The 24,464-nt window shown below is 30.4% G+C and carries 26 protein-coding genes and 7 tRNA genes; 30 read left to right on the top strand and 3 right to left on the bottom strand.

Annotation, left to right across the window (positions count from 1 at the left end; all coding sequences use genetic code 11):
- The 9 genes from E0E45_RS13875 to E0E45_RS13835 all read left to right on the top strand — a co-directional run bounded on the left by E0E45_RS13875 (position 1) and on the right by E0E45_RS13835 (position 10,023).
- Positions 1 to 1,737, top strand: a complete 1,737-nt coding sequence (locus E0E45_RS13875) for a hypothetical protein (protein WP_130891704.1) — start codon at positions 1 to 3, stop codon at positions 1,735 to 1,737.
- Between the two features lie 9 nt (positions 1,738 to 1,746).
- Positions 1,747 to 2,475: a hypothetical protein gene (locus tag E0E45_RS17940; RefSeq protein WP_232044123.1), complete on the top strand. Its 729-nt coding sequence runs from the start codon at positions 1,747 to 1,749 to the stop codon at positions 2,473 to 2,475.
- Entirely contained in the window at positions 2,475 to 4,208 is a 1,734-nt protein-coding gene (locus E0E45_RS13865; RefSeq protein WP_130891703.1) for a hypothetical protein, read from the top strand. Before E0E45_RS17940 ends, E0E45_RS13865 begins: the two co-directional genes overlap by 1 nt.
- Positions 4,209 to 4,217: 9 nt before the next feature.
- Positions 4,218 to 4,805 (top strand): hypothetical protein, encoded by a 588-nt coding sequence (locus E0E45_RS13860; protein WP_130891702.1) that lies wholly within the window; start codon positions 4,218 to 4,220, stop codon positions 4,803 to 4,805.
- Between the two features lie 14 nt (positions 4,806 to 4,819).
- On the top strand, positions 4,820 to 5,158 hold the full coding sequence (locus E0E45_RS13855; RefSeq protein ID WP_005979781.1) for a hypothetical protein: 339 nt from the start codon (positions 4,820 to 4,822) through the stop codon (positions 5,156 to 5,158).
- Positions 5,159 to 5,364: 206 nt separating this feature from the next.
- A complete protein-coding gene (locus E0E45_RS13850; RefSeq protein ID WP_130891701.1) occupies positions 5,365 to 6,315 on the top strand; it encodes a lysine exporter LysO family protein in 951 nt (316 codons plus the stop codon).
- Positions 6,316 to 6,407: 92 nt separating this feature from the next.
- Positions 6,408 to 7,709, top strand: a complete 1,302-nt coding sequence (locus tag E0E45_RS13845) for an NCS2 family permease (RefSeq protein ID WP_130891700.1) — start codon at positions 6,408 to 6,410, stop codon at positions 7,707 to 7,709.
- Between the two features lie 21 nt (positions 7,710 to 7,730).
- Positions 7,731 to 9,101, top strand: a complete 1,371-nt coding sequence (locus tag E0E45_RS13840; RefSeq protein WP_130891699.1) for an amidohydrolase — start codon at positions 7,731 to 7,733, stop codon at positions 9,099 to 9,101.
- 31 nt (positions 9,102 to 9,132) lie between these two features.
- A complete protein-coding gene (locus E0E45_RS13835; protein ID WP_130891698.1) occupies positions 9,133 to 10,023 on the top strand; it encodes a DMT family transporter in 891 nt (296 codons plus the stop codon).
- A gap of 141 nt (positions 10,024 to 10,164) precedes the next feature.
- Here E0E45_RS13835 and E0E45_RS13830 read toward each other — a convergent pair whose 3' ends face one another.
- Positions 10,165 to 10,569, bottom strand: coding sequence for a pyridoxamine 5'-phosphate oxidase family protein (locus E0E45_RS13830; RefSeq protein WP_130891697.1), 405 nt, complete (start codon positions 10,567 to 10,569; stop codon positions 10,165 to 10,167).
- 146 nt (positions 10,570 to 10,715) lie between these two features.
- On the opposite strand from E0E45_RS13830, the gene E0E45_RS13825 reads away from it, so the two are divergent.
- The 4 genes from E0E45_RS13825 to E0E45_RS13810 all read left to right on the top strand — a co-directional run bounded on the left by E0E45_RS13825 (position 10,716) and on the right by E0E45_RS13810 (position 14,453).
- Positions 10,716 to 11,039 carry a winged helix-turn-helix transcriptional regulator gene (locus E0E45_RS13825; protein ID WP_130891696.1) on the top strand — a complete coding sequence of 108 codons (324 nt, stop codon included), beginning with the start codon at positions 10,716 to 10,718 and terminating at the stop codon, positions 11,037 to 11,039.
- Between the two features lie 322 nt (positions 11,040 to 11,361).
- Positions 11,362 to 11,727: an FMN-binding protein gene (locus tag E0E45_RS13820; RefSeq protein WP_130891695.1), complete on the top strand. Its 366-nt coding sequence runs from the start codon at positions 11,362 to 11,364 to the stop codon at positions 11,725 to 11,727.
- Between the two features lie 277 nt (positions 11,728 to 12,004).
- Complete coding sequence (gene dacB, locus E0E45_RS13815; RefSeq protein WP_130891694.1) at positions 12,005 to 13,432, top strand: D-alanyl-D-alanine carboxypeptidase/D-alanyl-D-alanine-endopeptidase; 1,428 nt, start codon at positions 12,005 to 12,007, stop codon at positions 13,430 to 13,432.
- 175 nt (positions 13,433 to 13,607) lie between these two features.
- Complete coding sequence (locus E0E45_RS13810; RefSeq protein ID WP_130891693.1) at positions 13,608 to 14,453, top strand: patatin-like phospholipase family protein; 846 nt, start codon at positions 13,608 to 13,610, stop codon at positions 14,451 to 14,453.
- Positions 14,454 to 14,514: 61 nt separating this feature from the next.
- Here the strand turns inward: E0E45_RS13810 and E0E45_RS13805 are convergent, their stop codons facing one another.
- The gene (locus E0E45_RS13805; RefSeq protein WP_130891692.1) at positions 14,515 to 15,474 is read right to left on the bottom strand and encodes an L-lactate dehydrogenase; all 960 of its coding nucleotides are present in this window, start codon (positions 15,472 to 15,474) and stop codon (positions 14,515 to 14,517) included.
- 201 nt (positions 15,475 to 15,675) lie between these two features.
- The gene (locus E0E45_RS13800; RefSeq protein WP_130891691.1) at positions 15,676 to 16,329 is read right to left on the bottom strand and encodes an OmpA family protein; all 654 of its coding nucleotides are present in this window, start codon (positions 16,327 to 16,329) and stop codon (positions 15,676 to 15,678) included.
- Between the two features lie 286 nt (positions 16,330 to 16,615).
- Here E0E45_RS13800 and E0E45_RS13795 point away from each other — a divergent pair.
- From E0E45_RS13795 to E0E45_RS13715, 17 genes are all read left to right on the top strand, one after another.
- Positions 16,616 to 16,692: transfer RNA gene (locus E0E45_RS13795), tRNA-Pro, on the top strand.
- A 5-nt stretch (positions 16,693 to 16,697) separates the two neighbouring features.
- A tRNA-Gly gene (locus tag E0E45_RS13790) sits at positions 16,698 to 16,773 on the top strand.
- Between the two features lie 16 nt (positions 16,774 to 16,789).
- Positions 16,790 to 16,866, top strand: a tRNA-Arg gene (locus E0E45_RS13785).
- A gap of 33 nt (positions 16,867 to 16,899) precedes the next feature.
- A tRNA-His gene (locus E0E45_RS13780) sits at positions 16,900 to 16,975 on the top strand.
- A gap of 14 nt (positions 16,976 to 16,989) precedes the next feature.
- Positions 16,990 to 17,065 (top strand) — tRNA-Lys (locus tag E0E45_RS13775).
- A 4-nt stretch (positions 17,066 to 17,069) separates the two neighbouring features.
- A tRNA-Leu gene (locus E0E45_RS13770) sits at positions 17,070 to 17,153 on the top strand.
- A 71-nt stretch (positions 17,154 to 17,224) separates the two neighbouring features.
- Positions 17,225 to 17,953 carry a tRNA pseudouridine(38-40) synthase TruA gene (gene truA, locus E0E45_RS13765; RefSeq protein ID WP_130891690.1) on the top strand — a complete coding sequence of 243 codons (729 nt, stop codon included), beginning with the start codon at positions 17,225 to 17,227 and terminating at the stop codon, positions 17,951 to 17,953.
- 20 nt (positions 17,954 to 17,973) lie between these two features.
- Positions 17,974 to 18,426, top strand: a complete 453-nt coding sequence (locus tag E0E45_RS13760; RefSeq protein ID WP_130891689.1) for a GNAT family N-acetyltransferase — start codon at positions 17,974 to 17,976, stop codon at positions 18,424 to 18,426.
- A gap of 90 nt (positions 18,427 to 18,516) precedes the next feature.
- Positions 18,517 to 18,933, top strand: coding sequence for a Fur family transcriptional regulator (locus E0E45_RS13755; protein WP_130891688.1), 417 nt, complete (start codon positions 18,517 to 18,519; stop codon positions 18,931 to 18,933).
- Positions 18,934 to 18,965: 32 nt separating this feature from the next.
- Entirely contained in the window at positions 18,966 to 19,352 is a 387-nt protein-coding gene (locus E0E45_RS13750; protein ID WP_130891687.1) for a desulfoferrodoxin family protein, read from the top strand.
- A 47-nt stretch (positions 19,353 to 19,399) separates the two neighbouring features.
- The gene (gene rd, locus E0E45_RS13745; protein ID WP_005979749.1) at positions 19,400 to 19,558 is read left to right on the top strand and encodes a rubredoxin; all 159 of its coding nucleotides are present in this window, start codon (positions 19,400 to 19,402) and stop codon (positions 19,556 to 19,558) included.
- Positions 19,559 to 19,668: 110 nt separating this feature from the next.
- A tRNA-Met gene (locus E0E45_RS13740) sits at positions 19,669 to 19,745 on the top strand.
- Between the two features lie 194 nt (positions 19,746 to 19,939).
- On the top strand, positions 19,940 to 20,710 hold the full coding sequence (locus E0E45_RS13735; protein WP_130891686.1) for a glycosyltransferase family 2 protein: 771 nt from the start codon (positions 19,940 to 19,942) through the stop codon (positions 20,708 to 20,710).
- 15 nt (positions 20,711 to 20,725) lie between these two features.
- Positions 20,726 to 21,766 (top strand): glycosyltransferase family 9 protein, encoded by a 1,041-nt coding sequence (locus E0E45_RS13730; protein ID WP_130891685.1) that lies wholly within the window; start codon positions 20,726 to 20,728, stop codon positions 21,764 to 21,766.
- The gene (locus tag E0E45_RS13725; RefSeq protein WP_130891684.1) at positions 21,744 to 22,763 is read left to right on the top strand and encodes a glycosyltransferase family 9 protein; all 1,020 of its coding nucleotides are present in this window, start codon (positions 21,744 to 21,746) and stop codon (positions 22,761 to 22,763) included. The genes E0E45_RS13730 and E0E45_RS13725 overlap by 23 nt, the downstream gene beginning before the upstream one ends.
- Before the next feature lie 4 nt (positions 22,764 to 22,767).
- Positions 22,768 to 23,466: a lipopolysaccharide core heptose(II) kinase RfaY gene (locus E0E45_RS13720; protein ID WP_130891683.1), complete on the top strand. Its 699-nt coding sequence runs from the start codon at positions 22,768 to 22,770 to the stop codon at positions 23,464 to 23,466.
- Positions 23,463 to 24,449, top strand: coding sequence for a glycosyltransferase family 9 protein (locus E0E45_RS13715; RefSeq protein WP_130891682.1), 987 nt, complete (start codon positions 23,463 to 23,465; stop codon positions 24,447 to 24,449). Before E0E45_RS13720 ends, E0E45_RS13715 begins: the two co-directional genes overlap by 4 nt.
- Positions 24,450 to 24,464: the final 15 nt, after the last annotated feature.

The raw sequence follows: 24,464 nt of genomic DNA, 5'->3' as shown, positions 1-24,464 counted from the left end.
ATGAGAAAGTTTCTAGTTAAATACGAACTCCTTGGTAATGAAGGATTATGGAAAGACTTTACAGAGCAGGTTGTAGGGACTACAACTATAAATCTTGGAAATATAGCTGAAGTTGGAAGTGAAGATTTCGGAATAGACAGTTTAAAAAAGTTTGCTAATCTTACCATTCATAATGATAAGAATAAAAAACTTACAACAGGGCCTATCTTATCAACTAATCAATTTCAACTAGGAAGAAGAGTAAGAGTAAAGGTAAGAACAGCAAAATCTACAAATCATTACAATTTAAATTTAACTGGTGAAGATAAAACATATATTCTTTTAAAAAACATAAGAGGAGTAGAAGGAATAGATTTGGTTAGTGTCTATAATGAAGAATGTTCTCTATCTCCTTCAGAGGCTGATTTAAAAATAGAAAATACTTCTCAAATGGCAAATGGTCTATATGTATATTTTAACAGAGTGGTAAGACAGTATGAAAAGGTAAGCTTTTTAATAATAACAACAGCAAGTGATTTAGATGCTGATAGAGCAGAATTTGAAGGAACAGGAGCAAGGGAATATTTTATTCCAAATGTAGATCCAGACATTGTTGAGATTTTAGGATACTATAAATATTCATATTTGCCATGGGCTATTGGATATTTTTCAAGAAAATATTTTTCAGATACATATGGAGTAGAATATCTCTATTTTGCTAAAGAGGATGATCCAGATAATTTTCCATATTATATAGAAAATATTACTAGAGAAAGAGATGGAATAAAAGTAAGATTGAATACTGAACTTCCAGTAAATGAAAGAATGGTAATTGGATTATTCTTTAATGCAGCTGAAGACATCATAATATTTGATGGAAAAATAAGAAGATATGAAGGAAGAGGTTACCATAATGTCTCTTTGGAATGTCAGGATTTTTCATATGATCTTGATGTAATGGCAATAAATAAAACCTATTCTAAAGGAATGACATTTGAAGATACAATAAAACAGATATTAATTGACAATAAAAGAGAAGATATTGAATTTCTATATGATCCATACAATACTGCTACTTTGACAGAAGATTATTCAGTTGAAGATACAACTATATGGGATTCAATACAAAAGCTTGCACTATCAAAGGGATGGAGTTTGTACTTTAGATATGATAGAACAAAAAATAAACAGGTGTTAATTTTTGAAGATACAATTTCAGCAAGTTATATAACTTATCAGCTTCTTAGAGGAGATGTAGTTGGAGAATTCAGCTATATAGGAGATTTGACAAGGGTAAGGAATATTGTGTCAGTAGTATACAAGGATCAGAATGATAACAATAAAGTAAAAACAATAGAACTTAAAGATGAGGATTCAATACTTAGATATAGAGAAAACAGATTAACTTTAGGACTTGATTTAACAGAAAATATAATAACTACAAATGATATGGCTATGAAATTGGCAACTCAGGCATTGAAAGATTTAAAAGATCCAGTAGTAAATTATACAATCGAAACAACTTTGATGCCTAAATTGAAACTAAATGATGAACTATGGTATATTCATGAAAATTTAACAGAGAGACCATTATTTTTGAGAGCTTATTCTATTGAACATTCAATTTCAGTTGGAGATACAGGAGAACTTCAATGTAATACTGTTATTACAGGGGGAGGAAAGATTCAATATAAACTCAATGAATGGCTATATAATGATAGTAAAATAAAAGATGATAAAGAGATAATTATAGTATAAGGAGGAAAAATGGCACTTGATAAAGGAAGATTAGAAGAAATAGCAACAGCAATAGCTTTGATGTATGATCCAGAGGTTTATTCAAAATTAAAAACAGAAATAAATAAACCTATGGCAGACATTCCAGCAGGTCATGCTTTAAATATCAATTGGGACAATATTATAAATTCATATAAGATAATAAAAGATTTTCTAAAAGAAACTCTATATAAAGAAGATATGTCAATGGAGAATGTAGGGAGTAAACTGGTTCAGAGAGGAACAAATGGTGGAATAAAAGTGGGAGATATATACACAACAACACCTTTAAACAATGGGGCTATTGCTTCGAATAGTGGAATAGCATATAAAGATTCTGATGGAATAATTAAGTATACTAATAATTTTACAGAATTTAGAAAATTGACAAATACAATATCAAGAGATGATATGAATACTGTTGAAAAATTAGATATTAATGGAAGTTTTAACATTTATGGAGGAACAAGAGCTATTACTCTCAATGAAAAAGCTAAAAAATATAAGGTTTTAATAATAAAAGCAGGTGGAACAGAAGATGATGTACATTTTTTAATTTTAATACCAGGTCAAAGAATTATTTCCAGAGATGGAACTAGATATGGTGGAGGGAGTATAAGCGTTTTATGGAATGGGGATTTACAAGTAACAGTAAGTCACCATCCAGGGCCTAAAGATGGATATACTGGAAGAGTTGAAGGAATATGGGGGTTGATATAATGAAGAAAGGAAATGTAGCATTAGAAATAAATGCAGGAGTAATAGAGGGACCAAGAGGTCTTTCTATTAAAGAACTAAAATATAAGGAAACCTCATCTAATGGAGATAATGTTTATGAAGTTATAAGAGAAGATGGAAATATAATAGGTGAAGTGAGAGTTAAAAGAGGAAATCAAGGAATACAGGGAGAGAAAGGAGAAACAGGAAGAGGGATACTATCTTTTTTTAAGAAAAATAAACAAGGGCCAGTAACAACTTATGAATTTACTTATACAGATGGAACTACAGATAGATTTATGGTAGAAGATGGAGAAAATGCTTATGAAGTGGCTGTTGATAATGGATTTGAAGGAACAGAAGAAGAATGGCTGCTGTCTCTTATAGGAAGAGGGTTAGAATTTACTTGGGAAGAAAATAAATTAGGAATAAGAGTAGAGGGAGAAACAGAATATCAATATAGTAATGATTTGAAAGGTGAAAAAGGCGATAGAGGAGATATTGGACCTGGAAATATTCTCTCTATTGGAACTGTTGAAAAAGGAGAACAAGCTCAAGTAACAATAAATGGTGAAAGTCCAGAGCAAGTATTGAATTTTGTACTTCCAAAAGGAGATATTGGAGAAAAAGGAGAACAAGGAGAGCAAGGAAGGAAAGGAAATGGGATAGTAAGAACTCAATTTGTGAGAGAAGATAATGAAAAAGTATATTATAAATTTATATATGATGATGGGACTGAATTTCAGTGGTCAACTTGGAAAGGAGAGGCAGGAATTTCAGGAACAGGAGCTACAGCAGGAGATATTGTTGATACTTTAGATAGGACAGTGGAAACTCCAGAAGACTGGCTATCTCTTGAAAATTATAGGCCAATTTATAGAGAAAATTATCCAGAATTAGAAGGGAAAGTAAAGTGGAAATATGAAAAATGGGAAAGGTTAAATCCTCAAATAACATCCGCTAATAATAATGAAGATTTTAAAGTAGAAATGAGATGCTTTGATTTACATAACTCCCAGGTTCCAGTTAAAACTGATATGGATATCACTCCATTAATAGATGCTATAAATGGAGGAACTCAAAAAGATAATAATTATGTAAAATTTCCATTTTCTTCTTCAATACCTCAAGAACAACCAAATAATATTTCATATCCATTAATTATAAAATTTTCAGGGAAACTAATTGAAGAAGCTATAAGAAATAATGATAAAATACTTTGTATTTTCCATGTTAGAATGAATGCTTGGGCTAGAGATACAGATGACCATATGATCTGGCAGTGGTTTGATACAAGTACAGGATATTATAATTTCGTGAACAATATACAGCTAGCAAGAGCAAGTGAAAATGTTTATATTCAAACAGATGAGCAGGATAAAAATAAATATTATGATCTTTATGGAATGCAAATGAATACAATGCAGTATCCACAAGGGTATTTAGATAATTATATGCAAACTGGCAATGGAGAAAAAGATACAGCTGCTATTGGAATTGAAATTGCAACTAATAATAATTGTTTGAATATGGAGGTATTTAAAATAGAATTATGGAGAAAAACTCCAACTAATTTTGAAACAGCTGATATAGCACCATATTTTTTTCTACAATTTCCACCATATTGGACTCAAAATGTGGGCGTTTCAGATATGACAAATTGGATTCAAAACTTTCCTGTTGAACAAAATTTGAAAAGACAAATATATTTAGGAAGAAAAGTAGAAACACTATAAAACTTTTAAATGAAAGGAGTGATATTTATAAATATAAAAGAAATAATAAAAAATATTGATTTAAATAAAATTATGTATGTAATATCTCTAAATGAAATATCAGGAAATGAAAATGTGATCTGTAAATTTAGCTATGCAGGAGGAATATCAGGATATAGTTTTGGCAGAAGTCAGTTTGATGTAAAACATAATTCAAAAGCCAGAAATTTTTTAAAAGAAAAATGCAGATTTACAACTGGTGATATTGATAGATTATTAAGATTAGATAAGGAAATAAGTGATCTTAATAATAAATTAAAAAATCATAGAAAGGATATAGATGAACTGGATAAAGAACATATAAAAGAAATGGTAAACTATGTAGCCAATCTCAATGAGCTGACAGAATTTGAAGATGAAAAAACTTTTGTCCACTTAGTAGATTATCATAATCAGTTTAACCTTAGTAAGAATGGGCTTATGCATAATTTTATAAAAAGTAAAAAAGTATTAAAATCTGAAGATATATATAATTTTAAACTGGGGTTGAAATGGGGTAAAAAAGCGCCTCAAGATATAAAAAGAAGATATTTAAACATAGAGAACAATTGGAAATAAGAGAGGTGATATTAATGTTTCAAAAAACTGTATTAAATGTAGTAAGCAGTTTTTTACCAGATATATTAAGAAAATATTTACAGCCAGAGGAAGTGGATCAAATAATGGCTGATGTGGAAAAGGAAAGACTACAGGTATTTTCAAAATTTCTTGAAAGAGGAGGGATTCTACATTTGTTTTATGTGTATAGTATATTAGTAATATTTCATCATATAATAACCCCTTATCTAACTGCTTTTATGGGAGTTGAAATATATAGTCTTCCTATTCCAGGAGAATTAACAGCTTTAATTGGAAGCCTTGGAGCAGTAATATTAGGTAAAAAACATTTGGATAAAAAATTGAAAAATTAGATTTAATTAAAGGAATAAATATATCCTAAAGAGGGAGTTCATCTTGAGCTCCTTTTTTACTGATTAAATTTGTATAAAAATAATTTTTTATTTGTACTCAATCTAGTGTCTTGCTTATTATATGATAACATCTTTAAATTGTAATCTTTCAAAAAAGATGATAGAATAAAGAGTGATTTTATAAAAGTATTAAGAGGAGTTGAAACATGACAATAATGCCTTTTATCTGTCTTTTTTTTGGAATCATAATAGGAACAAGAAATCTTTCAAAAAAGATTATGAAAAAAATAGATATAGTGACAAATATGGTTATAATTATTTTAATGACTACTATTGGAATGAATATAGGAATTAATGAAGAGATTATATCGGAACTTGGAAAAATAGGTTGGAATTGTGCTATTATTTCTATTTTGGGGATATTATTCAGCATAATTTTAACTATAATATTGGAAAAAACTATCCTTCCTTTAGAAAAAATAAAAAAGGAAATAGAACTTAGAAATTATGAAAATAAAAAGGATAATGAAGAAATAGAAGAGGGCAAGTCTTTTCTTACTGCAATTATTCCAATAAGTGTAATATTAGGTGTTATTATTGGTGTTTTTTTTATGGACAAATCTTATGAGATAATTTTAAATTATTCTTTGATTATCTCTTTAATAATGTTATATACAGGGGTAGGAATATTTCTTGGAAGTAATTTAAAAGTGTTGGAATATGTAAAAATAATAGGAGTAAAAATTATTTTGATATCTTTAACTATATTGATAGGAAGTCTTTTAGGAGGAGCCATAGCTGGAAAAATATTGGGTGTTCCTGAAAACATTTCTATTATTTCAGCTGGAGGAATGGGGTATTACAGTTTGACTGGAGCATTTATGACTAGTAAATTTGGAATAGAAGCTGGAACTTATGGTTTCATTGTAAATATAATGAGGGAGTTCTTTACTGTATTCTTTCTTCCTATATTAATTAAAATAAGTAAAGGAAGTGCTATTGCAGCTGGTGGAGCAGGAAATATGGATACAATGCTTATGCCTATAACTAAATTTGTAGGAGCAGAACTAGGATTAGTTACTCTTATAACAGGAATTATATTAACATTTTCTGTACCTGTTCTTTTACCCATCTTAGGGAAAATATTTATTGGGTAAAAAATATAATAACTGAAAGGGTATTTTTAATATCCCTTTTATTCTTTAGTCATAAATAATTTAAAATACATAAAATTTAAGGAGGAAAGATTTTGTCTAAAGAGTTATTTTTAGAAAAAGTATTTAAAATCAAAGAAAGAAACAGCAGTGTAAAAACAGAGGTAATAGGGGGAGTAACAACGTTTCTAGCAATGGCATATATAATATTTGTTAATCCAGCTATTCTTTCCATGTCTGGAATGGACAAAGGGGCACTTATTACAGTTACTTGTCTTGCTACAGCAATAGGAACATTTTTAGCAGCATTTATGGGGAATGTGCCAATAGCTATGGCTCCTGGAATGGGACTGAATGCATTCTTTACCTTTACCCTTGTAATGGGAAAAGGGGTATCTTGGCAAGATGCTCTTGGGGTTGTGTTTTTATCGGGCATGTTCTTTTTTATTCTTGCAGCTTTAGGATTTAGAGAAAAGCTAGCAAATGCGATACCAGCACCAATAACTACAGCTTCAACTGCTGGAATAGGTCTATTTATAGCATTTATAGGATTAAAAAATATGGGAATAATAGTTGGAAATGAAGCTACTCTTGTAGCACTTGGGAAATTTAATCTTCCTGTAGTTCTTTCAGTATTGGGGCTTATGATGATGGCTGGATTTGAAATGAAAAAAGTAAGAGGAGGCATACTAATAAGTATAGTAATAACTACTGTATTGGGAATGATATTTGGACTTGTTGCTATGCCGAATTCAGTAATAGCTATGCCTCCAAGCATTACACCAATAGCTTTTAAGCTTAATATATTTGGAGCTTTAAAAATATCACTTTTAGGTTCAATATTTTCATTTATGTTTATAGATTTATTTGATTCCCTTGGATTTTTGATTGCATGTTTTAAAGAGATAGGTCTGGAAGATGAGAATGGACATTATAAGGGACTTGGAAAAATGATGTTTGCAGATGTTTCTTCTACTATAATAGGAGCATTTTTGGGAACTAGTACAGTTACAACATTTGGAGAATCAGCTGCAGGGATAGCTGCTGGAGCTAAAACTGGACTTGCTTCTTTTGTAACAGGAATATTGTTTCTTGTAGCTCTTTTGATAACGCCAATAGTTGGTATAGTTCCTATGTTTGCTGCTGCACCATCTTTAGTTATGGTTGGAGTATTTATGTTCAAAAGTGTAAAGGCTTTAGACTTAAATGATACTAAAATATCAGTACCAGCATTCATAACTATAATATTTATGCCATTGACTTACAGTATCAGCATAGGGTTAAGTTTTGGGTTCATATCATATATAATAATGCATGTAATAGCTAAAGAATATGATAAAATAAGTCCTATTCTTTGGGTAATAGGAATACTTTCTATAATAAATTTAATTGTGTAGTTGAGTAAGAGGGAGGAAAATATGTCTCAAATTTTAATAAAAAATGGATATGTTATCTCTATGAATAAAAATAGGGAAATATTTAAAAATGGTTCAATATTGATAGAAAATGATAGAGTAAAAGCTGTGGGAAGAGTTGATCCTTCACTTATAAATTCTGATGTTGAAGTCTATAATGCGCTGGGGAAAATTATCCTGCCTGGATTTATAAATACTCATGTACATCTTTCACAGCAATTAGGAAGAGGAGTAGCAGACGATGTAGTTCTTCTTACTTGGCTGAGAGAAAGAGTATGGCCATATGAAAGTAGTTTTGACTATGAGGATTCTCTTGTGTCTTCTACTGCATGTTGCGTAGAACTTATAAAAACAGGGGTAACAACATTTTTGGAGGCAGGAGGACAGTATGTAGATGCTATGGCTGAAGCTGTAGAAAAATGTGGATTAAGAGCATGTCTTTCTAAATCTACAATGGATGAAGGAGAGGGGCTGCCAAAAGCATGGCAGAAAACAACTCAGGAAGAACTTGATTTTCAAGAAGAATTATTTAAAAAATATAATAATACAGCAGAGGGGAGGATAAAAATATGGTTTGGGCTGAGAACTATATTTAACAACTCTGATGAACTGATAAAAGGAACTAAGATATTAGCTGATAAATATAAGACAGGGATTCATATGCATGTTCTTGAAGTAAAAGAGGAAATGGATTACACAAGAGCTACAAGAGGAGAGACAACAGTTGAGCATATGAACAGACTTGGAGCTTTAGGCCCTAATCTTGTAGCAGCTCATACAGTATGGCTGACAGAAAGAGAAATAGATTTATTCAGACTATATGACGTAAAAGTTTCACATAATCCTGGAGCAGCTATGAAAGTAGTTCTTGGATTTGCTAAAATACCTGAAATGTTGGAGAAAGGAATAGCAGTTTCTATTGGAACAGATGGAGCTCCTTCAAACAATAGAATGGATATGATGAGGGATATGTATCTTACTTCTCTTATTCACAAAGGAAGAACTTTAAATCCAAAAACTGTATCAGCAGAACAAGTACTGGAGATGGCTACAATAAATGGAGCTAGGTGTGCATTGATGGAGAAAGAAATAGGAAGTTTGGAAGTTGGTAAAAAAGCTGATCTTATAATTTTAAATCCAGATACTATTCACTCACTTCCTGTAATTGATCCTGTGACAAATATAGTATATGCTATGAGCAGTGAAAATGTAGAATCTAGTATGTGCAATGGGAAATGGTTAATGAAAAACAGAGAGATTCTTTTCCTAGATGAAAAAGAACTTTTAGAAAAAATAAAAATACAAAATAAAAAAGTTATGGATAAAGCTGGAATAGTTATACCAGATAGATTTCCTGTAATAGAAATAAAATAGTTTAACTGAAAATGACACTTGAGGGGGAAAGATGAAGAATGATAAAAATGAAAAATTAAAACTGGTATCTTCAGTAGCACTAGCAATAGTAGCTTTAGTATGGGGAACTACATTCGCTGTGATAAAAGATACCTTGAGTGTTGTTCAGCCTTTTTCACTTATGATGTTGAGATTTGGATTTTCAGCTTTACTTCTTTCTGTTCTCTATATAGGAAAGATAAAAAAAGTAAAACTAAAGGATATAAAGAATGGAAGTATAATAGGAATATTTATGTTTCTTGCATTTTATTTTATGATAATTAGTATAAAAAATACTACAGCATCAAAAGTCTCATTTATAATAGGAGCATATGTATTGATAGTTCCATTTCTTGCATGGGTAATAAATAGGAAAAAACCTGATAGATATGCTGTAATAGGAGCTATTTTGGCGACTATTGGACTTGGCTTTCTTACTATTGAAAAGGAAATAGCATTTAATATATGGGATATTGTGGCAGGATGTTGCTCTTTTTTCTTTGCAGCACACATGATAGCGATTGAGAGATATGGAAAAGAATCTGATCCTATACTTATTACTGTAATTCAATTTATAGTAACAGCAGGAATATTTATTATTCTTACAGGGTACTTTGAAGGATTTGATTTTTTAATACTTCCTAGAATAAAATGGACTTTAGGATATCTTGTAGTTATAAGTACAGTTATTCCTTTTGCTATTCAGACAATTGTTCAAAGACATATTTCTTCTACTAGTACAGCGTTGATATTAACTCTTCAATCAGTTTTTGGAGCTATTTTTGCTGTATGGTATCTAAATGAGAGAATGACCTTTCAAATGGAGATAGGATGTGTACTAGTTTTTATAGCAATAGTTACACAAGAAACTAAATGGAAATTCTTAACTAAAAAAGATTGGTAAAAAAATGTACTGTAAAGTTCACAGTAATTTCACAAGCTCTTGGTATATTAAAAATATAAAATCTTTCCCCAAGATGTTTTAATATATAGGTAAAAGAAAATCCCTCCAAAGAAGAAGGGATTTTTCTTTTTTTGAAACTTACTATAAAGAATATTTTTTAGGTGGATTTCCAGAGAAATCATAAAATACTGCCTCTGCTCCCTCTAAATAAAAGATTTCAAAAGTAGGATTATCAGGAGTTTGATAAATTGATTTAACAAGTGGATTAATTTCTAATATTTTTGATTTTATATCTGCATTATTTTCAAAAATAACTTTTCCATGAAGCCTCATCCATAATGCTTCTGGAGTAGATGAACATAATTCTACATATGAATTATTTTTTATCTCTTTATAAACTTCTTTTTCATTTGAAGTACAGAAAAACAGCTTTCCATCTTTTTCCAACATAAATTGGAATGGACGAACTTTTGGTTTATTGTCTAAACCTACAGTAGCAAAAAATTGCACAGGATTACTTTTTAAAAAGTTTAATACTTCATTCATAATTTTCCTCCTTGATAACTTGTAATTTTATTTCCCTATGTATATAATAAACATATAGATATATTTTGTAAAGTAAGCACTTTAAAGTTATATAAGAGCTAAAAAGATACTATTATGAAAAAACAGTAATTTGAGAGGAGAGAAAAATGAAAAAAAGAGAGCTGCCACCATGTCCTGTGGAAATAACTATGGAACTTATAGGAAATAAATGGAAAATATTAATTTTGAGAGAACTTATGGAAGGAACTAAAAGATTTGGAGAATTAAAAAAATCTATTGGAGCAATAACACAGAAAGTTCTTACACAAAATTTAAGGGCTATGGAAGATGATGGATTGCTGGAAAGAAAAGTTTTTGCTGAAGTTCCACCTAAAGTAGAATATACTTTGACAGATACTGGGTATAGTTTAAAAAGGGTATTAAACTCCATGTTTATGTGGGGAGAGGAATATAAGAAAAATAATTGCTAGAAATTTCACAAAATTTTCACAGAAACTTGATATATTAAAAATATAAAATCTTTCCCCAAGATGTTTTAATATATAGGTAAAAGAAAATCCCTCCAAAGAAGAAGGGATTTTTCTTTTTTGTAGATATTATTATTTTTTTAAAAAAATAGTAGTATAAAGTGAATATTTTTTATATAGTATATCTATAATTCAATTATTAAAGGAAAAAATTCAAAAAAATATTGAAAAAAAATGATAATTAATTTAAAATATACAGGACATTAAAAAATTAAAATAAAGTGATAGGTTGAAAAATAAAAAAATTATTGATGAGGGGGATAAGATGGAAAGCAAAGTAGAAAAGATTAGAAAGTATTGTGTGATAGGATTTATAGTAGTGGGATTGGCTTGTATCTTTGTTGAAAAATCTCAAGGACCTAAAAAATATGTAGGGACTGCTGAAGGATTTGACAGTGAGGTAAAAGTTGAAATATTGGCTAAGAAAAATAGTAAGGGAGAACTTAGAATAACTGAAATAGTATGTACTCATGGAGATACAGAAGCTATTGCAGGACCTGCTGTGGAAAGCTTAATAGCTACAATTAAATCTACTCAAGATATAGAGTCACTGGATACTGTTGCAGGGGCTACTTATACTTCAGAAGGATTTATTGATGCAATGAAAAATGCTTGTTCAAAAATAAAATAAGAATTTAATATTATTTAGAAGAGGTTCAAATTTTTAATTTGAACCTCTTTGTTATATTACGAATAATTTTCATAGAAATATAATTTTAAAATATTGAACTTCTTTATTAAGTATATAGAAGTTTTAGAATAAATAAAGATAACTATTATATATATTATAAATTTTTTTATAATGATATATAGAAACATTATTGAATATATAGAAAAGAAATATTTGTCATTTAGAAAAGAGTGAAGTATATAAAGAAGTGTAAATATGTTAAAAAAGAGGTGTTTTTATGAAAAAAAGAGTTTGTTTATGGATTGTTCTTTTAGGAATTTTTCTAAGTAGTTGTACAAAATTACCTGTGTCATCTGGAGAATTATCTAGTCAGCCAAAAGCTGTAAAAGAGTTTGTAGGAGCTGAAATTGTTGAACATGGAGATTTAAGTTTTTATGCAGTTGATTTAAAAACGGGAAAAGTTGTGGCAGCTCACAGAGAAAAAAGTGCATTAGTTCCTGCTTCAGTTATGAAGATAGTAACTTCAGCAGCAGCTCTTGAAGTTATGGGAGGAGATAAGACTTTTGAAACTAAGCTTATGTATGAAGGAAAAATTGATAAAGCTGGGTTATTAAAAGGTGATTTATATATTCAAGGTGGAGGAGATCCAACTTTGGGTTCTGATGGAATTTCAGCAGCTCCAGAAGCTTTTTTGGCAGATTGGGTTAAAGAGATGAAAAAAGCTAGAATAACTTCTGTAAATGGAGATATTATAGTTTTAGATGATCTCTTTGGATATGATGGGATACCTGGAAAATGGCTTTGGGAAGACATGGGAACTGACTATGCACCAGGAACTTATGGAATAAGTATTTTTGATAATATATACACTCTATATTTAAGTTCAGGAGGACCAGGAACTACTCCTAAAATTATTGGAACTAAACCTGAAATGAAAGATTTAACTTTTGACAATCAGGCTGTTGTATCACCAGATGGGAAAAGAGATATTTATGTAAGAGGAGTGCCTTTTGAAAATAGAAGAGGATTCTATGGAATAGTACCAGAAAATAGAGCAGAACTTACTATTAAAAGTGATATACCTGATCCTGGCTTTTTTCTTGGACAATATTTTTCTGACTATATGAGAAAGAATGGAATAAAATTTAAGGGAAAAGTAACTACTGCTAGAGTTACAGCAAAAAGACCTAAAAATCCAGTGATATTAGCTGTAACTGAATCAGCTCCTGTTTCTGAGATTATAAAAGTATTGCTAACTAGAAGTGATAACCACTATGCTGAACATTTATTTCAGCTTTTAGAGAAAGTTGAAGGAGTAAATGTTGTGGAGTTTTGGAAGGAGAAAGGATTGGATGTAGATTCTTTAACTATGAAAGATGGAAGTGGACTTTCACGTGGAGATACACTTTCAGCAAAATTATTGACTGATATTCTTGTTTATATGGATGAAAAAAGAGAACTTAAGTTTGAAGAATTACTGCCAATAGCAGGTCAAGATGGAACAGTGGCAAAATTTCTCAAAGAAACACCATTAAGTGGGAATGCGAGAGTTAAAAGTGGAAGTATGAGTGGAATTCAGTCATATGCAGGATATTTAGAGAAGGATGGGAAGAGATACGTTTTTGCTTTAATAGTAAACCACTGGAATGGAGATCGTACAGATTTAAGGAATGAAATGGAAAAATTATTAAATGGTTTGTTTTAAATAAAAAATAATATTGAAATAGAAAGATCAGATTTTTTATATAAAAACTGGTCTTTTTTATTTAAAATAAGCATAGTAATTTTAATCAAAATGGAATTATGCTTATTTTCTTATAGGAAATTTGCAAAAAATAAAGTAAAATAAATTATAAATACTTATATAAAGGTGGGATATTATGAAAACAGGCTTAGTATTAGAAGGTGGTGGGATGAGAGGGGTATATACAGTTGGAGTATTGGATGCCTTTACTAAACATAGTTTTATGCCACATTACTTAATTGGTGTTTCAGCAGGAGCTTCAAATGGGGTATCATACATATCAGGGCAAAAAGGGAGAGCACTTCGTACAAATACTGAGTATATAAATGATAAGAGATATTTAAGCTTTTATAATTTATTGACAAAAGGCTCACTTTTTGGAATGGATTTTTTATATGATGAGCTTCCTAAAACTATAGATCCCTTTGATTATGATGCTTTTTTTGCAAATCCTTGTGACTTTAAAGTTGGAGTGACAAATGTTGAAACAGGAAAAGCAGAGTTTTATGGAAAAGATTCTTTGAGAGATGGAAGTACAGTGCTAAAAGCTTCAGCTTCTATTCCTCTTGTAGCTCCTGTTGTAGAATATAAAGGGAAGAAATATCTTGATGGAGGAACATCAAGTCCTATACCAGTAAATGAGGCTTTGAAAGATGGATGTGATAAACTTATTGTTGTGCTTACACGTCATAGAAAATTTATAAAACCTGCTATAAAATTTCAAACTTTCTGCTCTTTGGTAATGAGAAAATATCCAGCAATGGCAGAACTATTAAAAAAACACCATATAGTATATAGAGAAAATCAAAAAGAAATAGTAAAATTAGAAAAAGAGGGAAAAGCCTGGGTAATAGCTCCAGAAAAACCTCTTATAATAGACAGATTTGAAAAAAATAAAGATAAGCTTCTTGTAGCATATCGGCAAGGGTTTATAGATGGAGAAAAGTTTTTAAAAAAATATAGAACAGAATTTGAAAAATAAATGTATAAAAAAAGATGACATATTTTTAAATTATGTCATCTTTTTTAGGTGTAGATATTTATTAATCTTCAATTGCTTCTTTACCTATTTCCACATGATGTTTAATAATTTCAAAAGCATTAGAGAGTTTTTTCTTTTCTATTTCGTTTAATGGAAGCTCAATTATATATTCTATACCTTCTTTTCCAATAACAGCTGGAACACCAGCGTATATACCAGAAGCTCCATATTCTCCTTGAAGAAAGGCACTGCAAGGCATAACTTTTTTTTCATCATGAAAGATAGCTCTTATCATATCACTGCATGTGCAAGCGATTCCAAATTCAGTACTGCCCTTACCACAAAGAATATCCCATCCAGTTTCTGCTGTTTTCTTTTCAATTGCTTCAAAATCTATCTTATTAAATTTTTTTGGTTTTTCTGTTATAAGTTCAGGAAGATATTTTCCATTTATAGTAGTGCATGAAAATGCTGCTACTTGAGAATCTCCATGCTCTCCAAGCATATATGCTTGGATCGATTTTGCATCTATTCCAGTTTCAACACTTAATATTCTACGAAGTCTTGCAGAATCAAGACCAGTCCCAGTTCCTATTACTTTATTATATGGAAGTCCTGAAAGCTGTTGTACATAGTATGTGATTATATCCACAGGGTTTGTTATAACTATAAAATGACCTTTAAATCCAGTTTTCATTATTTCGGGAACAAAAGATTTTATTATTTTTAAAGAATGATCAAGTTCACAAAGGCGATCTTTTGATACATTGTCAATGGTACCTACACATATTATTATGATATCTTTGTCACCTAAATCTTTTATTTCACCACTTTTTATAACTACTTTATGTGGCAGAAAAGCAAGAGTATCCATACAGTCTAAAGCTTGAGATACAGCCTTTTCTTTATTTACATCTACAAAAGTTATATCATCACATATACCTTGTAATATCATAGAAAAAGCACAATGGCTTCCAACATGTCCAGCTCCTATAATTCCTATTTTTCTTGTATTGACCATAAAAAGTATCCCCCTTGTACTTTGATTTTTACATCATATCATTATCAAATAAAGGTGTCAAGAAAATCGAAAAAATATTTCTAAAAAAATATAAAATGAAAATAAAATGTTTAAAAAACAAAAAAGTAGTCTTAAAACAGAAAAATAATTAATAAAAAAAGAGCATGAATTCTCATGCCCTCTTAATTATGAAGATGAATATTAATTGTTCATAGGCAATATTTCTAGCTCTACTCTTCTGTTTTCAGCTCTTCCAGCAGCAGTACTGTTAGTAGCTCTAGGATTATCCATTCCATATCCTACATAAGATATTCTTCTAGCAGAAACACCTTGTTGAATAAGATAGTTTCTAACACTTGCAGCTCTTCTTTCTGATAAACTTACATTGTAGCTTGCACTTCCTACATTATCAGTATAACCATTAACTATGATTCTAGTTTCAGGATATTGAACAAGTACAGTGGCTATAGAATTTAATGGACCATAGAAACTAGAAACTATATTAGAACTATCAGTAGCAAAAGTAACTCCTCCAGGAAGATTTAGATTTAGATTATCTCCATTTTGGCTTACTTGTACTTCTGTATTTTTTAAACGCTCTCTAAGTTCTTGCTCTTGACGATCTCTGTATGCTCCCCATCCTAATCCTGCAAGGGCACCAACACCAGCACCTATGAGAGTTCCTTTTGTATCTTTACCTATAAGCTGTCCTATTAAAGCTCCTGCTGCTGCTCCACCAGCAGTTCCTTTAGTTTTACCACTTACAGAACCAGTTTCATCTAAAAAAGGTGAAGATGTACATCCAGTAATTATTAAAGCTAGTAAAAGACTAGACATAGCTTTTCTTGTATTCATATTAAATCCTCCTTATGATAAAAAGTAATTTATCAATTTTAAATAAAAATCAATAAATTTTTTCTCTGTTATTAGTGTAATTTTCGAGAAGTAGGAATAAATTCCTTTATATATTTAATATTATATTATTAATTTTAATAAAATACAATCCCAAATTTCCTAGGTTTTATAAAGGTTCTACAATTCTTTGAAATGATTTAAAATTTTTTTTTGAAATATTTTGAAAAAAGTGTTGACATGTTTTTGTATAAATGATATAATCATTCTTGTCTTGAAAGAAAGGCCTCGGAATATAGCGCAGTCCGGTAGCGCACCTGCCTTGGGAGCAGGGGGCCGCAAGTTCGAATCTTGCTATTCCGACCATCTATGCGGGAATAGCTCAGTTGGTAGAGCGTCAGCCTTCCAAGCTGAATGTCGCGAGTTCGACCCTCGTTTCCCGCTCCATTTAAGACTACTGAGTGTATCTGTAGCTCAGCTGGATAGAGCAACGCCCTTCTAAGGCGTGGGTCAGGGGTTCGAATCCCTTCAGATACGCCACTATCCAAATTACAGATTTATGATTTAGATATGGTGATCGTAGTTCAGTTGGTAGAGCGCCAGTTTGTGGCACTGGTTGTCGCGAGTTCAAGCCTCGTCGATCACCCCATTAAAATTTAATATGCGTCATTAGCTCAGCTGGTAGAGCACACGACTTTTAATCGTGTTGCCACAAGTTCAAATCTTGTATGACGCACCATCGTGCGAGGATGGCGGAATTGGCAGACGCGCTAGACTTAGGATCTAGTGTCCCAGACGTGAGAGTTCAAGTCTCTCTCTTCGCACCATTTTGCTGATAAGAGATTCTAAAAGGATCTCTTTTTTTATATTTTTTGAAACTGAGATATGGAGAAGAAAAATGAGAAACATAAGAATCAGATACAGATTTGATGGAAGTATGTTCTATGGATTTCAAAGGCAGCCTGGAAAAAGAACTGTACAGGGAGAAATAGAAAAACTTTTAGACATAGTTTTAAGAGAAAAAGTAAATATGATATCTGCTGGGAGAACAGACAGAGGAGTTCATGCGTTAGAACAAGTATCTAATTTTCTTACAAGCTCTCCCATACCAACAGAAAAACTTAAATATGCTCTTAATAAAGGATTGCCTTTGGATATAGAGGTATTTGAAGTGAAAGATGTAGATATAGAGTTTAACTCTAGATTTATGGCAAAAAATAGAGCATACAGATATATAATAAGCTGGATAAAGAATCCTTTTGAAAGCAGATATGTGACATTGGTTCATGAAAAAATGGATAAAAATAGATTTATAAGAATACTGAGTCCTTTAATAGGAGTTAATGATTTCAATAATTTTAGGCTCAGTGATTGTGGAAGTAAAACGTCTATACGAGAGATATACAGTATAACAGGAGAAGAGAAAGAAAATAAACTGATTATAGATATAAAAGGAAATTCCTTTTTGAAATCTCAAATAAGAATAATGATGGGAACAGCATTAGATATATATTTTGGAAACCAGAATGAAGATTGCTTGAGAGATATGTTGAAAAATCCAAATAAGGATTTTATAAAAAAAGTTGCAGACCCTTATGGTCTTTATCTTTCAGAAGTCAATTATTGATTGACAGATAGGAGAAGAAAATGATTTTAAAAGAATTGAATAGAGCAGATTTGCCTCTGATAAGTGAAATAGTAGAATTAGAAGAAGAAGCATTTGGAGGAAAAGGAGGAGTAGATCTTTGGATATTGAAAGCTCTTCTTAGATATGGAAAAGTATTTGTTTTGGAAAAAGAAAAAAAAATAATTTCAATAGTGGAATATATGCAGTGCTTTGATAAAAAAGAAGTTTTTCTTTATGGTATATGTACTTTGAGAGAGTTTAGACATATGGGAAATGCAAAAAAAATAATGAATGAAAGTGAAAAGTACCTTAAAGAAAAAGGATATGAAGCTATATCATTAACTGTAGACCCAGAAAATAAGATAGCTATTGAGATGTATGAGCATCTTGGATATGAGATAGTGGAATATCAAGAGAATGAGTATGGAAAAGGAATACATAGATATTTAATGAAAAAAAAATTAGTGATTTGAAAACTAACTTGACATAATATAAAAATCGTTATATCATTAAATATATAATCATTACAATTTTGACTTAGATTGGTTAAGGAGGGGAAAATAATGGGAATAGAAATAGAGAACATTGGTGAATATTTGAAATGCCATTCAATAAAGCCGTCATATCAGAGAATGAAAGTATTTCAATATTTATATGAAGAGAGAAACCATCCGACAGTAGACATGATATATAAAGCCCTTTGCACTGAAATACCAACATTATCAAAAACAACTGTTTACAATACATTGAATCTTTTTATTGAAAAAGAAATAGCCAATGTTATAGTAATAGAAGAAAATGAAACTAGATATGATATAGATATGAGTATACATGGTCATTTTAAATGTGAACAATGTGGAAAAATATATGATTTAGATATAAATAAGGAATTATTAAATTCTAAAGAATTAGATGCGTGTGAAATTAAAGAACAGCATCTTTATTTTAAAGGAATTTGTAAAAACTGTTTGAATAATTAAAGTAACGTGAAATTATTATGGAGGTGTTATTTATGACAAAAAATGAATTTTTTAAATGTAAAGATTGTGATATGGTATTTGAGGTAGTTTCTGAAGGAAAAGGATGCTCAACTGCTGCTGGGAATGATAAAGTAGAAAAATTAGAGGCTAAAACTCAGGATGCTTCAACTGAAAAGCATGTTCCTTATGTAGAAGAAAAAGAAAATGGATATCTTGTAAAAGTTGGAAAAGATACTAAACATCCTATGCTTGAAGCTCACTATATAGAATTTATCGAAATTATAGTAGATGGAGATAAACTTTATAGAAAGTATTTGAAACCAGGAGAAGAACCAGAAGCTTTCTTTGAAGTACCAAAAGGAAAAGAAGTTGTAGCATATGAATACTGCAATATTCATGGATTATGGAAAGATAGATAATTTAAAATAAGGTTAAAATAAAATTAGCAAAACCAGGAGGAAACACAATGAAAAAATATGAATGTAAGGTATGTGGATATATTTATGATCCAGTAGATGGAGATCCAGACAATGGAGTAGCACCTGGAACTGCTTTTGAAGATCTTCCAGAGGATTGGGTATGTCCTTTATGTTCAGCAGAAAAAGACGAATTTGAAGCAATTTAATTAATGAAAGTTTTAAAAAAGGACACGTCTAATATGGCGTGTCTTTTTACAACAAAAGTTAAAAAAATATTGACAAAGGACAAAAAATAGTGTACTATTAATAATCATATGCCTAGATAGCTCAGTTGGCTAGAGCATACGGTTCATACCCGTACGGTCGATGGTTCGAATCCATTTCTAGGCACCATATTCCAAATAATTTTTTTAAACCCCACTTTTTAGATTCATATGTTGTAGTCTAACCCTAAATATTTTTATGGAAGAAGATGAGCTTGGCCGGTTCATCTTTTTTCTTTTTTTGAACAAAGATATTTGCTTTGAAAAAGAACTGATATTTGATATAATTAGTGTATTGATATAAAAGTTTTTGGGAGGAATTTTATGAAGTTATCAGCAGCAATAATGACTTTCAATGAAGAAAGAAACTTAGAGAGAACTTTGAAGGCTTTAGCTGATATATGTGATGAGATAGTTATTGTAGATAGTGGCTCTACTGATGGAACTAAAGTGGTTGCAGAAAAATATGGAGCTAAATTTATTTATCAGCCATGGCTTGGATATGGAAAACAAAGAAATGCTGCAATAGAAAGCTGTAATGGAAAATGGATATTGGCAGTAGATGCAGATGAAGAACTTTCTCCTGAACTGAAACAAAAAATAATTGAAATAATAAATGGAACTGAAGATAAAAAAGTGTATGAAATAAATAGACTCTCTGTATGTTTTGGAAAGCAGATAAAACATGGAGGATGGGGAACATCTTATGCTGTAAGGCTTTTTTTGAAAACAGCAGGAAGATTTAATGATAATACAGTGCATGAAAGTTTTGTGACACAAGAAGAAGTATATAAAATAAAAGAAGATATATACCATCATAGTTATCTGACTTTAGAAGATTATTTTTCTAAATTCAATCGTTATACTACTGAGGGAGCTTTGGAATACTACAAAAAAGGAAAAAAAGCAAGTATAGGGCAGATAATTTTTAATCCAATATATAAATTTATAAGAATGTATATTATAAGACTTGGATTTTTAGATGGAGTAGAGGGATTTCTCTTAGCAAGTACAAGTTCTATGTACTCAATGGTAAAATATTTTAAACTCAGAGAAATTTATAAGAATGGAAGTTATGTGAATAAGAAAAACTGATAGAGGGAGCTGACAATGGATATAAAAAGAATAATAGTTTCCAGAACTGATAAAATAGGGGATTTAATATTGTCTATTCCTAGTTTTTTTATGATAAAGAAAATGTACCCTAATGCAGAACTGGTAGTTTTAGTGAGAAAATATAACTATGAGATTGTAAAAAATCTTCCTTACATAGATAGAATTATGAAGATAGATGAATATTCTCAAAGCGAACTTATAGAGAAAATAGCATATTTTAAGGCAGATGTATTTATTGCTTTATATAATGACTCTTTTGTGGCAAAACTAGCAAGAGCAAGCAGGGCAAAAATAAAAATAGGGCCTATTTCTAAACTTTCATCAATTTTTACCTATAATAAAGGGGTATGGCAGAAAAGATCAAAATCTATAAAAAATGAGGGAAAATATAATCTTGATCTTGTTAAAAAATTAGATAAAGAACTTTATCAGAAGGTATATGAATTAAATACCAAGATGAATTATGAAGAGAAACATAGGAATGCAGCAGAACTTTTCTTCAAAATGAATAATATAAAAGGTCAGGCTTTAGTGGTAAATCCATTTATTGGAGGGTCTGCCAAAAATATAAAAGATGAGGAATATGCAAGTCTTATTATGAATTTTAAGAGAAGAAATCCAGAGATAGCTATTATAATTACATGTCATATTTCTGAAGAGGAAAGAGGAGAAAAACTTGTAAAAGATTCTTTAGAAAAAGGTGTATATCTCTATGCCAATGGAGGAGAACTTTTAAACATAGCTGCAATAATAGACAGAGCAGATGTATATTTGGGAGCTTCTACAGGACCTACTCATATAGCAGGAGCATTGAAAAAAAGAATAGTTGCTATTTATCCAGCTAAAAAAACACAGAGTCCTACAAGATGGGGAATTCTTGGAAATGATAAAGTATTTTATCTGATACCAGATCAGAATAACCCTTCAGAAGATTATAATAATCCATATTTTGATAAGTATGATAAAAATATGGAACTTGAGCTGATATTAGCTTTAGAAAGAGCTTTAAAGCTTGAGGAAGGTGGTAAAAATTAGAATACTAATAATACACACAGCTTTTATAGGAGATATAGTCCTCTCTACACCATTGGTAAAAAAGCTGAAAGAAGTGTATCCCTGGAGTGATATAACTTATGTTACAACACCAGTAGGAGCTTCTATATTGAGGAATAATCCTAATATAAGTGAGATAATAGAGTACGATAAAAGAGGAAAGCATAAAGGATTAAAAGGGATATATCAACTGGGGAAAAGGTTAAAATATGAAAATTTTAATCTGGTAATAACTCCTCATAGATATTTAAGAAGTTCTGTTTTGTCATGGCTAACTGGCTCTCCTGTAAGAAAAGGATATAAAAATGCAGCAGCTTCTTTTCTATATACAGAAAAAATTCCTTATGACAGAAATAAACATGAAGTAGAAAAATTATTATCTTTTGTTTCTGGAAAAGAAGAGAAAAGATATGAAATAGAACTATATCCAAATAAACAGGATATAAAAAAAGTAAATGAAATGTTAACAGGATATGGTGAAAAAAAGCTTATACTTTTAGCACCTGGAAGTAAGTGGTTTACTAAAAAGTGGCCTTTAGAATATTTTAATGAAGTAATTGGTCAGTTAATGAATAGAGAAGATATAATAACTGGAATAATAGGTGGAGCAGATGAATTAGCTCTAAATATTGTTACTGGAGGGAATATAGTTGATTTCAGAGGAAAAACTACCCTTTTGGAACTTGCAGAACTTATAAGGAGATCGGAACTTGTTTTAACTAATGATTCATCTCCTATACACATAGCTTCAGCATGGAAAAATGTTAAAATACTCGCAATATTTGGGCCAACTGTGAAAGAATTGGGATTTTTTCCTTGGTCTAAAAATAGTATTATATTCGAAACAGAAGGGCTATTATGTAGACCTTGTTCCCTTCATGGAGGAGATAAATGTCCTCAAAAACATTTCAAATGTATGCTGGATATAAAGCCAGAAATAGTATTAAATGAAATACTAAAAATAATAGAGAGAGTCTGATTTTATGGATAAAGAAAAACTGGGGAATACTTTTTTATACTATAAAGAAAAAAAAGACAGGAAACTGTATGAAAGAATTGAAAATAAAGAATATAAAGTTATAAAAATACTTAAAGATGATCATAGAAGTTATGTATCACTCATAGAAATAGAAGGAGAAAATCTTGTATATAAACAGCCTATTGAAAAAAATAATAGAAAATGGCAGAGATTTCTTTCTATATTTAGAGGAAGTGAAAGCAGAAGAGAATTTAAAAATATAGAAAAAATAAGAGAAGTTGGATTGAATGGAGCTGATCCTAGGCTAGCTGTGGAAAAAAAAGGGGGATTAGTGGTAATAGATTCATATCTTATTTATTCATATATAGATGGAAGAGAAAGTAATTTTGAAGATATAGAGATAATAAGTCATGAATTAAAAAAAATACATGATTTAGGATTTCTTCATGGGGATTCTCATTTGAATAATTTTTTAATAAAAAAGGGGAAAGTATATCTTATAGATACAAAGTTAGAAAAAAATAAATATGGAAATTTTGGGAAGAGTTTTGAATTTATGTATCTTGAAGAGAGCTGTCCTGAAAAAATAGATTTTGATAAGGATAATATCTATTTTAAAGGGGCTAGGATGCTGAGAGGTTATCTAACACTGCTTTCAAGGATCAAGAGGAAATTAAAGAGTATTAGGAGAAGAAAAAAGTGAAAATACTGGTTATCAGGCTGAGTTCGATAGGAGATATTATATTGACTACACCTGTGTTGAAAGCGTTTAAAGAAAAATATCCAGAATCGGTGATAGATTTTTTAGTTCTGGACAAATTTAAGGATTCCATAGAGGGAGTTTCATATGTTGATAATGTGATATTATTTAATAAGGAAAAGAATGATGGACTTCATAATATGGAAATATTTGGAAAAGAACTGAAAAAAAATGGTTATGACTATATATTTGATCTTCATTCTAAAATAAGATCAAAAGTTATTTCAAAGAATATTGGAGTAAAGACTTTCAAATACAGAAAAAGAAGCTGGTGGAAAACTCTTCTTGTAAAAATGAGATTGATAAAATATAAAGTTGATAATACAATAGTTAAAAATTATTTTGGTGCATTTAAAGATTTTGGATTGGAATATAAAGGTGAAGACATAAGTTTTGCTTTTTCTGAAAAAGATGATATACATAAAGAATATGAGGGATTACCTGTAATGGCACCAGGAGCTTCAAAAAATACTAAAAAATGGACAAAAGAAGGATTTGGAGAACTGGTAAATCTAATTTATGAGAAGTATGGCAAAAAAACTATTCTTATTGGAGGAAAAGAAGATTTTGAAATCTGTAATGAAATAGATAAAATAAGTGGAGGACATACAATAAATATGGCTGGAAAACTTTCTCTTAAAGAGAGTGGAGCAATTTTATCCAGAGCTTCTTTTCTTGTCACAAATGATTCAGGGCCCTTTCATATAGCAAGGGGAGTAAAGTGCAGAACCTTTGTAATATTTGGTCCCACAAGTCCAGAAATGTTTGACTTTGATAAAAATACTGTATTAATAGATAAAAATGTAAAATGTTCTCCTTGCAGTCTTCATGGTGATAAAGAGTGTCCAAAAGGGCACTTTGATTGTATGAGACAGATAACAGGAAAAGAAGTTTTTGATACAATAGAAAACAGTGTAAAAATATAAAGGAAGTGGTGAATA

The organism is Fusobacterium ulcerans ATCC 49185, from assembly GCF_900683735.1.
In the GTDB taxonomy this organism is placed as follows: Bacteria; Fusobacteriota; Fusobacteriia; order Fusobacteriales; family Fusobacteriaceae; genus Fusobacterium_A; species Fusobacterium_A ulcerans_A.
Note: the sequence above shows the minus strand (reverse complement) of the source record. Positions and strands in the feature narration are given on the sequence as shown.

Bases quoted from the DNA above. Each gene is read 5' to 3' on its own strand.
- E0E45_RS13830 (WP_130891697.1), bottom strand. From the start codon at position 10,569: ATGAATGAAGTATTAAACTTTTTAAAAAGTAATCCTGTGCAATTTTTT.
- E0E45_RS13755 (WP_130891688.1), top strand. From the start codon at position 18,517: ATGGGAATAGAAATAGAGAACATTGGTGAATATTTGAAATGCCATTCA.
- truA (WP_130891690.1), top strand. From the start codon at position 17,225: ATGAGAAACATAAGAATCAGATACAGATTTGATGGAAGTATGTTCTAT.
- E0E45_RS17940 (WP_232044123.1), top strand. From the start codon at position 1,747: ATGGCACTTGATAAAGGAAGATTAGAAGAAATAGCAACAGCAATAGCT.
- E0E45_RS13865 (WP_130891703.1), top strand. From the start codon at position 2,475: ATGAAGAAAGGAAATGTAGCATTAGAAATAAATGCAGGAGTAATAGAG.
- E0E45_RS13860 (WP_130891702.1), top strand. From the start codon at position 4,218: ATGAAAGGAGTGATATTTATAAATATAAAAGAAATAATAAAAAATATT.
- E0E45_RS13805 (WP_130891692.1), bottom strand. From the start codon at position 15,474: ATGGTCAATACAAGAAAAATAGGAATTATAGGAGCTGGACATGTTGGA.
- E0E45_RS13835 (WP_130891698.1), top strand. From the start codon at position 9,133: ATGAAGAATGATAAAAATGAAAAATTAAAACTGGTATCTTCAGTAGCA.
- E0E45_RS13825 (WP_130891696.1), top strand. From the start codon at position 10,716: ATGAAAAAAAGAGAGCTGCCACCATGTCCTGTGGAAATAACTATGGAA.
- dacB (WP_130891694.1), top strand. From the start codon at position 12,005: ATGAAAAAAAGAGTTTGTTTATGGATTGTTCTTTTAGGAATTTTTCTA.
- E0E45_RS13720 (WP_130891683.1), top strand. From the start codon at position 22,768: ATGGATAAAGAAAAACTGGGGAATACTTTTTTATACTATAAAGAAAAA.
- E0E45_RS13820 (WP_130891695.1), top strand. From the start codon at position 11,362: ATGGAAAGCAAAGTAGAAAAGATTAGAAAGTATTGTGTGATAGGATTT.
- rd (WP_005979749.1), top strand. From the start codon at position 19,400: ATGAAAAAATATGAATGTAAGGTATGTGGATATATTTATGATCCAGTA.
- E0E45_RS13750 (WP_130891687.1), top strand. From the start codon at position 18,966: ATGACAAAAAATGAATTTTTTAAATGTAAAGATTGTGATATGGTATTT.
- E0E45_RS13840 (WP_130891699.1), top strand. From the start codon at position 7,731: ATGTCTCAAATTTTAATAAAAAATGGATATGTTATCTCTATGAATAAA.
- E0E45_RS13850 (WP_130891701.1), top strand. From the start codon at position 5,365: ATGACAATAATGCCTTTTATCTGTCTTTTTTTTGGAATCATAATAGGA.
- E0E45_RS13810 (WP_130891693.1), top strand. From the start codon at position 13,608: ATGAAAACAGGCTTAGTATTAGAAGGTGGTGGGATGAGAGGGGTATAT.
- E0E45_RS13730 (WP_130891685.1), top strand. From the start codon at position 20,726: ATGGATATAAAAAGAATAATAGTTTCCAGAACTGATAAAATAGGGGAT.
- E0E45_RS13760 (WP_130891689.1), top strand. From the start codon at position 17,974: ATGATTTTAAAAGAATTGAATAGAGCAGATTTGCCTCTGATAAGTGAA.
- E0E45_RS13800 (WP_130891691.1), bottom strand. From the start codon at position 16,329: ATGAATACAAGAAAAGCTATGTCTAGTCTTTTACTAGCTTTAATAATT.
- E0E45_RS13855 (WP_005979781.1), top strand. From the start codon at position 4,820: ATGTTTCAAAAAACTGTATTAAATGTAGTAAGCAGTTTTTTACCAGAT.
- E0E45_RS13735 (WP_130891686.1), top strand. From the start codon at position 19,940: ATGAAGTTATCAGCAGCAATAATGACTTTCAATGAAGAAAGAAACTTA.
- E0E45_RS13875 (WP_130891704.1), top strand. From the start codon at position 1: ATGAGAAAGTTTCTAGTTAAATACGAACTCCTTGGTAATGAAGGATTA.